14 protein-coding genes and 1 pseudogene are annotated in these 13,242 nt (G+C 71.9%); 4 read left to right on the top strand and 11 right to left on the bottom strand.

Going from position 1 to position 13,242, the window contains the following annotated elements:
- From ACFYYT_RS17900 to ACFYYT_RS17875, 6 genes and pseudogenes are all read right to left on the bottom strand, one after another.
- Positions 1–449: pseudogene (locus tag ACFYYT_RS17900) on the bottom strand (hypothetical protein); the annotation flags it as partial.
- The gene (locus ACFYYT_RS17895) at positions 446–826 is read right to left on the bottom strand and encodes a DUF6507 family protein (RefSeq protein ID WP_351815806.1); all 381 of its coding nucleotides are present in this window, start codon (positions 824–826) and stop codon (positions 446–448) included. The pseudogene ACFYYT_RS17900 and the gene ACFYYT_RS17895, both read right to left, overlap by 4 nt.
- Before the next feature lie 54 nt (positions 827–880).
- A complete protein-coding gene (locus ACFYYT_RS17890) occupies positions 881–1,192 on the bottom strand; it encodes a pore-forming ESAT-6 family protein (RefSeq protein WP_351815803.1) in 312 nt (103 codons plus the stop codon).
- Between the two features lie 20 nt (positions 1,193–1,212).
- On the bottom strand, positions 1,213–1,545 hold the full coding sequence (locus ACFYYT_RS17885) for a hypothetical protein (RefSeq protein WP_351815800.1): 333 nt from the start codon (positions 1,543–1,545) through the stop codon (positions 1,213–1,215).
- Positions 1,546–1,654: 109 nt separating this feature from the next.
- Positions 1,655–3,022, bottom strand: a complete 1,368-nt coding sequence (locus ACFYYT_RS17880) for a PH domain-containing protein (protein WP_351815797.1) — start codon at positions 3,020–3,022, stop codon at positions 1,655–1,657.
- Positions 3,023–3,057: 35 nt separating this feature from the next.
- The gene (locus ACFYYT_RS17875; protein WP_351815795.1) at positions 3,058–3,549 is read right to left on the bottom strand and encodes a PH domain-containing protein; all 492 of its coding nucleotides are present in this window, start codon (positions 3,547–3,549) and stop codon (positions 3,058–3,060) included.
- Positions 3,550–3,580: 31 nt separating this feature from the next.
- Here ACFYYT_RS17875 and ACFYYT_RS17870 point away from each other — a divergent pair, with 31 nt between their 5' ends.
- Positions 3,581–4,723 carry an NADH-quinone oxidoreductase subunit D gene (locus ACFYYT_RS17870; protein ID WP_351815792.1) on the top strand — a complete coding sequence of 381 codons (1,143 nt, stop codon included), beginning with the start codon at positions 3,581–3,583 and terminating at the stop codon, positions 4,721–4,723.
- A gap of 57 nt (positions 4,724–4,780) precedes the next feature.
- Positions 4,781–4,996 carry a hypothetical protein gene (locus ACFYYT_RS17865; RefSeq protein ID WP_351815789.1) on the top strand — a complete coding sequence of 72 codons (216 nt, stop codon included), beginning with the start codon at positions 4,781–4,783 and terminating at the stop codon, positions 4,994–4,996.
- A 22-nt stretch (positions 4,997–5,018) separates the two neighbouring features.
- Here the strand turns inward: ACFYYT_RS17865 and ACFYYT_RS17860 are convergent, their stop codons facing one another.
- From ACFYYT_RS17860 to ACFYYT_RS17845, 4 genes are all read right to left on the bottom strand, one after another.
- Positions 5,019–6,170, bottom strand: a complete 1,152-nt coding sequence (locus ACFYYT_RS17860; RefSeq protein WP_351815786.1) for a hypothetical protein — start codon at positions 6,168–6,170, stop codon at positions 5,019–5,021.
- Between the two features lie 98 nt (positions 6,171–6,268).
- Entirely contained in the window at positions 6,269–7,258 is a 990-nt protein-coding gene (locus ACFYYT_RS17855; protein WP_351815783.1) for an ABC transporter substrate-binding protein, read from the bottom strand.
- Positions 7,259–7,362: 104 nt separating this feature from the next.
- Positions 7,363–8,031, bottom strand: coding sequence for an ABC transporter permease (locus ACFYYT_RS17850; protein WP_351815780.1), 669 nt, complete (start codon positions 8,029–8,031; stop codon positions 7,363–7,365).
- A gap of 4 nt (positions 8,032–8,035) precedes the next feature.
- Positions 8,036–8,725 carry an ABC transporter permease gene (locus ACFYYT_RS17845; protein ID WP_351815777.1) on the bottom strand — a complete coding sequence of 230 codons (690 nt, stop codon included), beginning with the start codon at positions 8,723–8,725 and terminating at the stop codon, positions 8,036–8,038.
- A 169-nt stretch (positions 8,726–8,894) separates the two neighbouring features.
- Between ACFYYT_RS17845 and ACFYYT_RS17840 the strand changes: the two genes are divergently transcribed.
- Positions 8,895–9,863 (top strand): ATP-binding cassette domain-containing protein, encoded by a 969-nt coding sequence (locus ACFYYT_RS17840; protein WP_351815774.1) that lies wholly within the window; start codon positions 8,895–8,897, stop codon positions 9,861–9,863.
- Between the two features lie 63 nt (positions 9,864–9,926).
- Here the strand turns inward: ACFYYT_RS17840 and ACFYYT_RS17835 are convergent, their stop codons facing one another.
- Entirely contained in the window at positions 9,927–11,036 is a 1,110-nt protein-coding gene (locus ACFYYT_RS17835; protein WP_351815771.1) for an alpha/beta hydrolase-fold protein, read from the bottom strand.
- 153 nt (positions 11,037–11,189) lie between these two features.
- On the opposite strand from ACFYYT_RS17835, the gene ACFYYT_RS17830 reads away from it, so the two are divergent.
- Positions 11,190–13,037 (top strand): phosphatidylglycerol lysyltransferase domain-containing protein, encoded by a 1,848-nt coding sequence (locus tag ACFYYT_RS17830; RefSeq protein WP_351815768.1) that lies wholly within the window; start codon positions 11,190–11,192, stop codon positions 13,035–13,037.
- The last annotated feature ends 205 nt before the right edge of the window (positions 13,038–13,242 follow it).

Genomic DNA, 13,242 nt, shown 5'->3' with positions numbered 1-13,242 from the left:
CGTTCCGCCGCCCAGAACGCGGAGACGGCCGCGTTGACGTCGTGGATCAGATCGTTGTTCTCATCGATCTTGTCCCCGTCGTCCTTCCAGTGCTCATCCCCACTGATCTTGTTGCTGAACGTGGTGGCCTTCGCCTGGAGCGACTTCAGCTGCGCCACGATCGGCCGCGCCTCGGTGATGTACTCACCCAGCGCCTTCGCCGCCGACTCCAGCTGATCGGCGAAGAAATCACTGTCCGTCTTCACCGGCTTCGTCGTCGCGAACAACTGCGCCGCCTCCGGCGCCGAATAGAACGCCGACAGCCCCTGGAACTCGGAATCGACGTTCGCACCCGCGTCCCGGAACGTCCCCGCCGCCGCCGTGATCGCCGTGTGATCCTGCTGGAGCGCGTCCAGGTCACCCGTGAACTGCGGAATCGTGCACGGATTGATCGGTACGTGATCGGTCACTTCTGCCCCGCCCCCGGGAGGTCGACCTTCGGCTCCTTCAGCGCCTCGGCCTGCGCGTTCGCCGCCTGCTCCAGGTTGCCCTGCACGTACGCCGTCGTCGCCTTGATCGCGCCGTTGAGCGAGGCCTCCGTACGCGCCGAGATGTACGCGAGCCGGTGCTGGTGGGAGTTCATGAGCTCGCCCAGCGCACCGGCGATCGGACCCATTCCCCCGCCTTCACCGCCCGTGCCGCCGCCCGGAGTGACCGTGCCGGCGTGCTTGGCCGCCTCCGGCAGCTCCGTCTGCAGCGACGTGCCCGCCTTCTGGAAGCCTTCCGCCGCGGTGATCGTCTTGTTGACGACGCCCTGTACGCCGGACGGCTTGATGTCCCAGCCCATGAACTGCCCCCGTGTCCTTCGTTTCCCTGCTCGGATCCCCTACGGCGCGAACCGTCAGCCGATGCCGTCCACCGCCGCCTTGGCCTTGGCCAGCGTGGCCTGCGCGGTGGTGTCGTTCTGCTCCAGCGTGCCGCGCACGAGGCGGATGATGTCGCGCACCTCGTTGGCCGCCTTGTGCCAGCGCAGTTCCTTGCCGTGGTACTCGTCCGAGACACCGTCGGCGGTGAATTCGGACATCGCCGCCTTCACGGCCGCCTCGCGCTCGCCGAGCACCCGCTCCAACTGGCCGATGATGCCGGCCAGTCCGCCCTGCACCTCCACGGAGGCTGCGACGTCGTACGACGTGCGGTCCAGGTTCTGTCCCATGTCCCTCAATCCCCCCGGGATCAGCGCGCGCCGAAGCGCGCGGCGTCGAAGTTCGCGGAGCCCTGGTTCTGGTGGGCGTTGTCCTGCTGCTCCTGGTCACCGGTGGTGAAGGAGGTGTTCATGCCCTGCTGGCCGCCGAGGATCGCGCGCAGCGAGGCGTTCAGCTCCGCCGTGATCGCGTCCGAGCGGCGCTTGAACGAGTCGAACGCGGCGCGTCCGGCTCCGTTGAACTTGCCCTCCAGCGGGTCCGCCGCGGCGACCAGCAGCTTGATCAGCGTGCCGAGGTCCTCGCTGGAGCCGCTCGTGGCCTTGCCCAGCTCGGACAGCGTGGTGCTGCCCATGTCGAACTTCATTCACCCACCCCTGACGTGTCGTTGCGTCACTCGCATGCTCGTACTTGTCTACCCAAGGGACGTTGCGAACACAAACACGGTTTCACATGGCCCGCACGTCTTCCAGGAATTACGTCATCCAGCGGTCGGGCCGCGCCGCCTCCCGCGAGGTACGGGAGCGGACCGCCTGGGCGTTCAGCAGCGCGGGCGCCTCCGCGGCCGGCCGCAACCGGGCGGTGACGGTGCCGTTCGCGCCGGTGTCCACATGCAGGTCGGCCACGCCCCGGGCGCGCTCCCAGGGCCCCTGGGACAGGCGCACGCTCTGTACCTTCGCGTGCGGAACGATCTCCGTACGTCGGCACAGGAGCCCGCGCCGCGCCGCGAACAGCTCCGCCGAGACGGCCAGGCCGTAGCCCCTCCACCACACCGGCACCACCCACCGCGAGCCCGCGCGCGGGGACGGGCTGAACGCCAGCGCCGCCAGGTCCGCGCCCGGCAGCACCCGGGCGATCACGGCGTGGGCGGCGCCCCGGGTGGCCACCGGGACCAGTACCGCGTTCTTCGAGCCCGCGACGGCCAGCTCCACCCGCACCCAGCCGCGCCGCCGCCACAGCAGCGGCTCCACGATCCGTACGGTCTGCACGCGCCCCGGCGGGACGGTCTCGTGGGCCCGGTCCAGCAGCCCGTGGTCCAGCCGCAGCCCGTCGGGGGACTCGGCGACCGTCCAGTCGTACTCGGCGAGGAAGCGGCCCAGGGTCCCCTTCCATGCCGCGCCCAGCATCGGTACGACGAGGGCCAGGGCCGCCCACGGGTTGTCGCTGAGCCACCACACCACCACCGGGGCGGCCAGCCCGCCGGCCAGCGCGGCCCACACGCCGAGGCTGAGCAGCAGGGAGACGACCAGGTCGCGCACCGACACCCGCAGCAGCTCCCGCTGCGGTGCCTCGCCGAGGGCGGCCGCCTCGGCCGGGGCGAATCCGGCGGCCCGGGCCAGCAGCTCCGCGCGCAGCGCGACGGCCTCGCGCTCCCCGAGGAAGGCCAGCTCGTCCTTCTCCTCGGTGCCGATGACGTCGAGCCGGAGTTTCGCGACGCCGGCCACCCGGGCGAGCATCGGGCGGGTGACGTCCACGGCCTGGAGGCGGTCGAGGCGGATGTGGGCGGTGCGGCGGAAGAGCAGGCCGGTGCGGATGCGGAGCTCGGTGTCGGTGACGGAGTAGTGGGTGAACCACCAGCTGAGCAGCCCGTACGTACCGAAGACGAGGACCAGCGCGGCCAGCCCGAGCAGCCGCAGCCCGACGGGGTAGGAGCGGACCCACTCCTGGGCCCGCTCGCCCTGCTGGAGGACCAGGCCCGCGGTGGCCGCGATCGGCACCCATGCCCGCCGCAGCGGGGTCAGCACGTGCAGCCGCCGCTCCCCCGGCGCCGTCGACGGCCGCTGCGCCGTCGACGGCCGCTGCGGCGTCGGCGGCCGCTGCGGTGTCCGCGCGGGCGGGGGCACGGGGCCGGCCGGTTCCCCCGAGGCCGCGGGGCCGGTCACAGGCCCGCCGATCGGGCCTCGCCGAGCTCCGTCAGCCGGTCGCGCAGCCGCTCCGCCTCCCCGGGGACCAGCCCCGGGATCCTGGCGTCCGAGGCCGCGGCGGCCGTGTGCAGCTGTACGGAGGCCAGCCCGAAGCGCCGCTCCAGCGGCCCGGAGGTGACCTCCACCAGCTGCATGCGCCCGTACGGCACCACCGTCTGCTTGCGCCACAGCACGCCCCGGCTGATCAGCAGGTCGTCGGCGCGCTCCGCGTACCGCCAGGACCGCCAGTTCCGCCCGAGCATCACCCACCCCCAGACCAGCGCGCAGGGCCACACCACCGCGAACGCCGCCCACGCCGCTCCGGCCAGCAGGCCCAGCGGCACACCGGTCGCCACCGTCAGGGCCACCGTCCACACCACCAGCAGCAGCCGCCGCAGCGTGAGCAGCCCGCCCGGCAGCCCCACCCACGCGGGCTCGCCCGTCTCACGCTTCGTCCCGGTTCCCATGCCCCCACCCTAGGGCTGAGACAATGCGGCCATGACGGAGACCACGGTCGGCATCGGCGGAGCGGCGGAGAGCACCGACATGGTGCTCAACATCGGACCCCAGCACCCTTCCACGCACGGCGTGCTGCGCCTGCGCCTCGTCCTGGACGGGGAGCGCATCGTCAGTGCCGAGCCGGTGGTCGGCTACATGCACCGCGGCGCGGAGAAGCTGTTCGAGGCCCGCGACTACCGCCAGATCGTGATGCTGGCCAACCGCCACGACTGGCTGTCGGCGTTCTCCAACGAGCTCGGCGTGGTCATGGCCGTCGAGCGGATGCTCGGCATGGAGGTGCCCGAGCGCGCGGTGTGGATGCGTACGCTGCTCGCCGAGCTGAACCGGGTCCTCAACCACCTCATGTTCCTCGGCTCGTACCCCCTCGAACTGGGCGGGATCACCCCGATCTTCCACGCGTTCCGCGAGCGCGAGGAGCTCCAGGCCGTCATGGAGGAGATCTCCGGCGGCCGCATGCACTACATGTTCAACCGCGTCGGCGGCCTCAAGGAGGACCTGCCCGCCGGCTGGCTCGGCCGGGCCCGCGCGGCCGTCGCCGACGTCCGGACCCGGATGGACGTCTACGACCGGCTCGTCCACGGCAACGAGATCTTCCGCGGCCGCACGCGCGGCGTCGGCGTCCTGTCCGCCGAGGCGGTGCACGCGTACGGGGTCTCCGGCCCGATCGCGCGCGCCTCCGGCGTCGACTTCGACCTGCGCCGCGACGAGCCGTACCTCGCCTACGGGGAGCTCCAGGACGTCCTCAGGGTGGTCACCCGCACCGACGGCGACTGCCTGGCCCGCTTCGAGGTCCTCCTGGAGCAGACGCACAACGCCCTCGACCTGGCCGTGGCCTGCCTGGACCGGATGGAGGAGCTGGCGCCCGGCCCGATCAACCAGCGGCTGCCGAAGGTGCTGAAGGCGCCCGAGGGCAGCACGTACGCCTGGACCGAGAACCCGCTCGGCATCAACGGCTACTACCTCGTCTCGAAGGGTGAGAAGACCCCGTACCGGCTGAAGCTGCGCAGCGCCTCCTTCAACAACATCCAGGCCCTCGCGGTACTGCTGCCGGGGCAGCTGGTCGCGGACATGGTGTCGATCCTGGGCTCGCTCTTCTTCGTCGTCGGCGACATCGACAAGTAGCCGGACCGCGCCCGGACCGGGCGCCACGCTGTCGGTGGGGCAGGGCACACTGGGGGCATGTCCCACTCCCCCCGGCGGGCCTGCCCCGCCTGCGGCCGCGACTGCGCCGTGACGGCCGGCCGGATCGCCCGGCACGACCCCCCGACCGGGCGCGGGCGCGGCGACCTGGTGTCCTGCCCGGGCTCCCGCGCGCGGGTGATGCTCGGCGCCTCGGCCCCGACGCTGGACGGGTTCACGCTCGGCCCGCACGCCGGTCAACTGCCGCTGTTCTGAACCGCGTCCCGCGCGGCCCCCGCTAGGAGATGGCGGTGCGCAGGCTGACGACGTCGATCGGCTCGGTCTCGTCGTGGGCGGTCAGGTCGATGACCTGGCCCAGGGCGCGCTGCTCGGGCGTGGCCGGCTTGAACTCCGGTCCGGAGGCGGTACCCGCGGACTCGGCCTTGTGCACGGCGAGGGCCTCGGCTCCGACCACGTCGGCGAGGTCCTCGTTCTGCACGGACTCGATGGCGGCGCGGGCCTGCGCGGTGGTCTTGGTGCCGAAGAAGTCGAAGCCGCCCTCGACGCGCGAGGCGGAGCGGCGCGGGGAGGCGTACGGGGCCACCGCGGCGGCCGGCCGGCGCGCCGGGACGGCCGCCGTGGCGGGTGCGCCACCGGGCGTACGGGTATGGGTGGTTGCTCCGGCCGCGGCCCCGGTCGGCGCGCCCGCTCCGGACGCGGCCCCGGCTGCCGCACCGGCTCCGGACGGGGTCCCCGCCGCCGCCCCGGCTCCGGACGCGGCTCCGGCGACCGGGACTCCGCCGCCCCTCGGCGCGGGCGGCCCGGCGGGAAGCTCCTTGGGCCCGGCGGTGCCGGCGGCCTTCGCCTCCGCCTTGCGGAGCAGGGCGACGAGCGCCGCGTTGGCCCGGGCGTAGCCGATGGCGGTGGGGGCGCCGCTGCCGGTGCGCTCCTGCGAGACGGCGGGCAGCTCCTTCGCCGCCCCGGCGGGGGCCTCGGCCGCCTCCAGGGCCAGCAGCCGGCGCTTCTCCAGGGCGCTGGCGCGCTCGGTCTCGGCGGTCGCGTACCGGCGCAGCAGCGCGGCGTGCTCGCCGCGCAGGCCCGCGAGTTCGACCCGCTTGGCGCGGAGCTTGGTGTCGAGCTTGACGCGCAGCAGGCGCGCCTCCTCCAGATCGGATTCGAGCTCGGCTATCCGCTCGTCCGTCTTCCACTCGTCCTTGACGCGTTCGCGCGCGAGCTCCGCGACACGGCGGCCGGCCGCCCTGTCCCAGGAACGCATGAGCACGGCGCCGCCGACGCCGGCGGCCGCGGTCAGGGCCACGAGCAGGCGCAGCGCGAGCGGTTCCGCGAGCAGCCAGGCCGCGCCGGCGCTGGCGACGGAAACCCCGGCGACGGCCGTCGGCGTGAGGAGTCGGTGCAGGGGCTCGGGATTGCGGTGGCGTCCACGGGGCATGGCCTGAAATTTACAGTGCGTGGACGGCGCGTGGGGTACCCGCCCGGCAATCTCTTGCCGGGCGGTTACCCCACAATTCTCCATCAATCCGGTAACCGCTACTTGGCGAGAAGGCCCTTGGAGTCGAGATAGGCCTTCGCGACGTCCGCGGGCTTGGCGCGCTCGGCGTCCACCTTGCGGTTGAGGTCCACGAGGTCGGCCGTGGTGAGCACCTTGGTGAGCTTGTCCAGGGCGGCCGCGACCTCCGGGGCCCCGGCGTCCTTGGCGTTGACGACGGGCAGGACGTTGTCGGCGTTCTGGAGCTTCTTGTCGTCCTCCAGCAGGACCAGACCGAAGCTGTCCAGCGTGGCGTCGGTGGTGGTGGTCAGCACCAGCTGGTCGACCCCGTCCTTGACGGCCTGCTTGGCCTGCGGGGTGCCGACGCCCTTGGGGTCGATACCGGAAACGGAGATTCCGTACGTCTTCTCCAACCCCGGTGCGCAGAAGGGACGGACGGAGCATTCGTCACCCGCCGCGATCTTCACCTTCAGCCCCGACTTGCCGAGATCGGAAAGCGTCTTGAGGTTGTTCTTCTGGGCGAATTCCTTGCTCACCGCGAAGGCGTTCTGGTCGACCGCCGCACCCGCCGGAAGGGCCTTGAGGCCGAGCGGCGCGGCGAGCTTGTCCAGCGCCGCCACCGTCGCCGCCGCGTCGCTGGAGGCGACCGGCTTCTCCTTCGGCGCGCCGGAGCCGTTCACCTTGGCGTTGAGGAACTCCGCGAGGGTGGCCGCGTACTCCGGGACGACGTCGATCTCGCCCTTCTCCAGCGACGGCTCGTACAGCTCGCGGTTGTTGACCGTGGTGATGGAGCTGTCGTAGCCGGCCCCCTTGAGGAGCTGGGCGTAGAGCTCGGCCAGCACGTTGGACTCGGTGAAACCGGCCGAGCCGACGACCAGCTTGCCCTTGGCGCCGCCGCCGGAGGAGGACGCGGCGGCCGAGGAGCCGCCGTCCTTGGTCTTCTCCAGGCTGTCGCCCCCGCACGCGCTGAGCGAAACGGTCAGGGCCACCGCGCCCAGGGTCGCGCCGAGGATGCGCGTGGACTTGCTCATCAAAGCTCCTACGGGAAAGGGGAAAGGGGAACGGGAAGGGGAGGGAACGGACACGAAAGGAAACGCGAAAGGAGGGGAGCACGGAGGGGAGCACCGGGACCGGGTCAGCGCGCCGTCCGGCGGCTCGGCAGCAGCCGCTCCGCCGCCACCAGCGCGCCCTCCACCACCAGGGCCAGCAGCGCGACCAGCAGGGCCCCCGCGACGACCTGCGGAGTGTTGTACGTGTTGAAACCGGCGGTGATGATCCGGCCCAGGCCGCCCTGGCCGACCATCGCCGCGATGGTGGCGGTGGCGATGACCTGCACGGCGCCCGAGCGCAGCCCGGTCATCACCAGGCCGCGCGCGAGCGGCAGTTCCACCTTCAGGAACAGCTGGCGGCCGGACATGCCCATGCCCCGGGCGGCCTCGACCACCGAGCGGTCCACCTCGCGCATGCCCACGTAGGCGTTGGTCAGCAGCGGCGGCACGGCGAACAGCACCAGCGCGACGATGGTCGGCAGATAGCCCGCGCTGCGCAGCGGCGAGACCATGAACAGGGCCAGCACCGCGAAGACCGGGACGGCCCGGCCGGCGTTGGAGACGTTGACGGCGAGCGCGCCGCCCTTGCCGATGTGCCCGAGCCACAGCCCGAGGGGCAGGGCGATGGCGCAGGCGACGGCCAGGGCGATCCCGCTGACGTAGACGTGTTCGCCGAGGCGGTGCCAGACGCCGCTCTCCCCGGACCAGTTGGCCCCGTCGGCCAGCCAGTCCCAGGTCTGTCCGAGTACGCCCACGGCCTCAGGCCCCCTTCGCGGTGCGGGCGCCGGCCCGGGTCCACGGCGTCAGCAGCCGCTGCACCCCGAGCAGCAGCAGGTCGGCGAGGAGCGCGAGCAGCACGCACAGCACGGAGGCGGTGAGCACCTGCGCCTTGAAGGAGCTGTTGACGGCCGGGGCGATGAGGTTGCCCAGCCCGCCCTTGCCGACGATGGAGCCGACGGTGGTCAGCGCCACCGTCGAGACGGTCGCGATCCGCACCCCGGCGAGCAGCGCGGGCAGCGCCAGCGGCAGTTCCACCTGCCACAGCAGCCGGCCCGGTCCGTAGCCCATCCCGCGCGCGGCTTCCCGTACCTCCTCGGGGACGGCTTCCAGCCCGGCCAGCACGTTGCGCACCAGGATGGTCAGCGAGTACAGCACCAGGCCGGTCACCACCAGCGCCGCGGAGAGCCCGAAGAAGGGCAGCAGCAGCGAGAACATGGCGAGCGAGGGGACCGTGTAGAGCAGGGTGGTGAGCCCGAGCACGGGGGCCGCCCAGCGGCGGCCGCGGCGGGCCAGCAGCGCGAGCGGGACGGACACGGCGACGCCGATGAGCACCGAGACGCCGGTGATCCAGACGTGCTGGACGGTGGCGTCGGTGAGTTCCTGGGAGCGGGAGCTGACGTAGTCCCAGCAGATCCAGTCGTTGGCCACCAGGCAGCTCTGCCCGGCCATGCTCCTCACCCCCCGTCACCCGCGCGTCTCGTGGTCGTATGCGGCCCGCACGAACGCATGCGCGGCCACCAGCGACCATAACCCCCGGCACCGACAATGGCCGGAATCCTTCGCACTGAGGCAACACAGCCTTTACAAAACCCTGCCGCTCGTGAGGAAGGATGGCGATGTGATCCGATTCGAGCATGTGACCAAGCGCTACCCCGACGGGACCACGGCCGTCGAGGACCTGTCCTTCGAGGTGGCGGAGGGCGAGCTCGTCACGCTGGTGGGCCCGTCCGGCTGCGGCAAGACGACCACGATGAAGATGGTCAACCGGCTGATCGAGCCCACCTCGGGCCGGATCCTGCTCGGCGGCGAGGACATCGCGGCGGCCGACCCGGTCGAGCTGCGCCGCCGGATCGGCTACGTCATCCAGCAGGTCGGGCTGTTCCCGCACAAGACGGTGCTGGAGAACACGGCGACCGTGCCCCAGCTGATCGGCACCCCCAAGGCCAAGGCCCGCGCCCGGGCGGCCGAGCTCCTCGAACTGGTGGGGCTGGATCCGGCCGTCTACGGGGGCCGGTACCCGGAGCAGCTGTCGGGAGGCCAGCGCCAGCGCGTCGGCGTGGCCCGCGCGCTGGCCGCCGATCCGCCGGTGCTGCTGATGGACGAGCCGTTCGGCGCGGTGGACCCGGTGGTGCGCGAACGCCTCCAGAACGAGTTCCTCACCCTCCAGCGCACCGTCCGCAAGACGATCCTGCTGGTCACGCACGACCTGGAGGAGGCCGTCCGGCTCGGCGACCGGATCGCGGTCTACGGCGAGGGCACCATCGAGCAGTTCGCCCGCCCGGCCGCCGTGCTCGGCGCCCCGGCCACCGCGTACGTCGCCGGGTTCGTCGGCGCCGACCGGGGCCTCAAGCGGCTCGCCGTCACCCCCGTGGAGGCGGCCGACCTGGCTCCGGCGGCGGGCTCCTCGCCCGCCCCGGCCGCGTCCGTGGCCCTGGGGGCCTCGCTGCGCGAAGCCCTGGCCGCCCTGCTCCAGGAGGACTCCGGGCGGATCGGCGTCACGCATCCGGACACCGGCGCGCTGGTCGGCGTACTGACCCCGGAGGGCGTCCACCGCGCGCTGCGCCGGGCCCACCTGCAAGAGGCCTAGCCGTACCCGGGAACGGAAGAGGGCCCGACCGGAGTCGGGCCCTGCGCCTGTTCCCGCGGGGAATCAGGCCTGCATGCGCGTGCTCAGCCACACCAGCATCGGCGGGATCTCGCGGCGCCAGGTGTTGAAGTTGTGGCCGCCGCTGTCGAGGATGATCGAGGAGACCCGGTCCGGGCCCTTGACCAGCTTGATGAACTTCTTGGTGTCGTTCAGGTTGTCCTCGCCCTTCTCGCTCGTGGTGACGAGGAAGGACGTGCCGCTGGGCTTCTTGTTCTCCAGGCTGTGCAGGACGTCCGCGCGCTTCTTCAGCTTGTCGTCGCCGTGGAACAGGTCACCGGTCGTCGCGTCGTCCGCCGCCTTGTAGTACGCGGACAGGCCCACGGCCGTACCGAAGGTCTGCGGGTGCTGCGCGGCGATCTTCAGGGCGCAGTAGCCGCCGGTGGAGTTCCCGACGAAGCCCATGTTCTCCGGCTTCTTGCCGACCCGGAAGGTGGTCTGGATGGCCTGCGGCAGGTCCTGCGCGAAGAAGGTCTCCGTCTGCGGGCCGCCCGGAATGTCCACGCACTCGGTGTCGCGCGGCGGCGCGATGGTCGGCCGCAGCATGACCAGGATCATCGGCTTCATCTTGCCCTGCTTGGCCTGCTTGAAGGCCGTCATGGGGTAGTTCAGCCCTTTGATCAGGTTCTCGGCCGTTCCCGGGTACCCCGTCAGGACGATGGAGGCAGGAAAGTTCTGCCCTTTGTGCTGGGCCTGGAAGTACTCCGGCGGGAGCCAGACGTAGCCGGGACTCGTTATCTTCGACTTCTGCCCGGTTATGGCAACCTTCAGGATCTGACCACCGACCTGCGGCTTGCCGCCGCCCGGCACGTCGAGCTTCTGCTTGTCGATGACCTTGATGTCGCGGCTGCTCATCGAGTGGTCGACGACCTTGCCGATGGACGTCTCCTGGCCGAACAGGTCGGCCCACGAACCGTAGAAGAGGAACGACTTGTTCGCCGCCAGACCGACTGCCGAGAACAGCGCCAGCTGGGTCGCGAGCAGGAGGCCGATCCGGCCGGCGATCGAGCGCCAGGAGCGGCCCGAAAGCTTCGGCCAGAACCAGACCGTCACCCCGAACAGCAACACACCGGCGATGATGGCCAGGACCAGAACCGTATTACTGGTGAGACCCATGAGCAGTCAGTCGACTTTCTGATGGCAGGACTAGTTTTTTCCGACGGGAAGAGTGAACCGCCTCCTCCCGGATGTCGTCCTAGTGGACGCACCACACCCCGGAGGCCGTCACGGCCTTCGGCCACATGATCTCTCGCGGAGCAACGGGAAGCGATGTCTAGCAGGATAGATGGCGATAAGTCCGGACAGGTTCCGAAGCGGGTCGGCCGAATCCTCCGAGGCCCACGACCGGAGGCCGTCCCCGGCCTCGTAGGCACAGCCGTCATGATCGTCGGGCTGCTGGACGTCGCCGCGGGCGTCTTCCCGCGGTTCCGGCACAGCCGGATCCACGCGGTCACCGAAGTACTGCCCGGTTCGCTGGGCCCGTTCGCCGCGGCCCTCTCCATCAGCGCCGGCGTCCTCATCCTGCTCCTCGCGCACGGCCTCAAGCGGCGCAAGCGGCGGGCCTGGCGGGCCGCCGTCGTCCTGCTGCCGGCCGGTGCCGTGGCGCAGTTCGCGTACCGCCACTCCTTCATCGGCGTGGTCATCGCGGCCGTGCTCCTCGCGCTGCTGCTGCGTCACCAGGGCGAATTCAAGGCCCTCCCGGACCCGCGCAGCCGCTGGAAGGCGCTCGCGAACTTCGTGCTGATGAGCGCCGGCTCCATCGGCCTCGGCCTGGTGATCGTCAGCGTCCACCCGGGCAAGGTCGTCGGCCGTCCGAGCCTGTCCGAGAAGATCACCCACGTCGTCTACGGCCTCTTCGGCTTCGAGGGACCCGTCGACTACGCCGGCCGGGTGTCCTGGACCGTCGGCTACTCCCTCGGCGCCCTCGGCATGCTGACCGCCGTCACCACCATCTACCTGGCCTTCCGCCCCGAGCACCCGGCGGCCCGGCTCACCGCCGACGACGAGGCCAAGCTGCGCGAGCTGCTCCTCAAGCACGGCGGCCGCGACTCGCTCGGCCACTTCGCGCTCCGCCGCGACAAGGCCGTCGTCTTCTCCCCCAGCGGCAAGGCGGCCGTCACCTACCGCGTGGTCTCCGGCGTGATGCTCGCCTCCGGCGACCCCGTCGGCGACGTCGAGGCCTGGCCCGGCGCCATCGAGCGGTTCATGGAGGAGGCCAAGACCCACTCCTGGACCCCGGCCGTCGTGGGCTGCAGCGAGACCGGCGGCGAGGTCTGGACCCGCGAGACGGGCCTGGACGCCCTGGAGCTCGGGGACGAGGCGATCGTCGACGTCAAAGACTTCTCCCTCTCCGGCCGCCCCATGCGCAACGTCCGCCAGATGGTGAAGCGCATCGAGCGCAACGGCTACACCACCAAGGTCCGCCGGGTCAGCGAGCTGACCGAGACCGAGCTGGAGCAGGTGCGCGGCGCGGCCTCCGCCTGGCGCGGCACCGACACCGAACGCGGCTTCTCCATGGCCCTGGGGCGGGTCGGCGACGAGGGTGACGGAGACTGCTACATCGCCACCGCGCACCGCGTGGAGGAGGGCGACACCAGCCCCTTCGGCGACCTGAAGGCCGTCCTGCACTTCGTGCCCTGGGGCAAGGACGGCATGTCGCTGGAGCTGATGCGCCGCGACCGCGCCGCCGACCCCGGCATGAACGAGCTGCTGATCGTGGCCTCCCTGGAGGCCTGCCCGTCGCTCGGCATCGAGAAGGTCTCGCTGAACTTCGCGATGTTCCGCTCGGCGCTCGCCCGCGGCGAGAAGATCGGCGCCGGGCCGGTGCTGCGGATGTGGCGCGGCCTGCTGGTCTTCCTGTCGCGCTGGTTCCAGATCGAGTCGCTCTACAAGTTCAACGCGAAGTTCCGCCCCCGCTGGGAGCCCCGCTTCATGGTCTACCGGCAGACCCGCGACCTGCCGCGCATCGGCATCGCGGTGATGCAGGCCGAGGGGTTCGTGACGCTGGCCCTGCCCCGGCTGTTCGCCAGCCGCCGCGGCCCCAAGCCGGTCCGCACCTGCGCCCACACCCACGGGACGGTCCCGGCCCAGAAGGAACGCGAGATCCAGGCGGCCTGACCCCCGGCCGGGGCCTCCCTCCGGCGGGAGGCCGGCCGAGGCCCTTGGCCGAGGCCCTTGGCCGAGGCCCCTGGCCGAAGCCCTGGCCGAGGCCCCTGGCCGAGGCCCTGACCCACGGGCCGGAGGCCCGGCCTCACCGGCCCGGCCCACTCTCCCGCGGGAGGTCCGCCCCGGCCGGCGGCCCGCCCACCGCGCGCCGGCGGGG

Origin of the sequence: Streptomyces sp. NPDC002032 (assembly GCF_042890765.1) — a bacterium.
In the GTDB taxonomy this organism is placed as follows: Bacteria; Actinomycetota; Actinomycetes; order Streptomycetales; family Streptomycetaceae; genus Streptomyces.
Note: the sequence above shows the minus strand (reverse complement) of the source record. Positions and strands in the feature narration are given on the sequence as shown.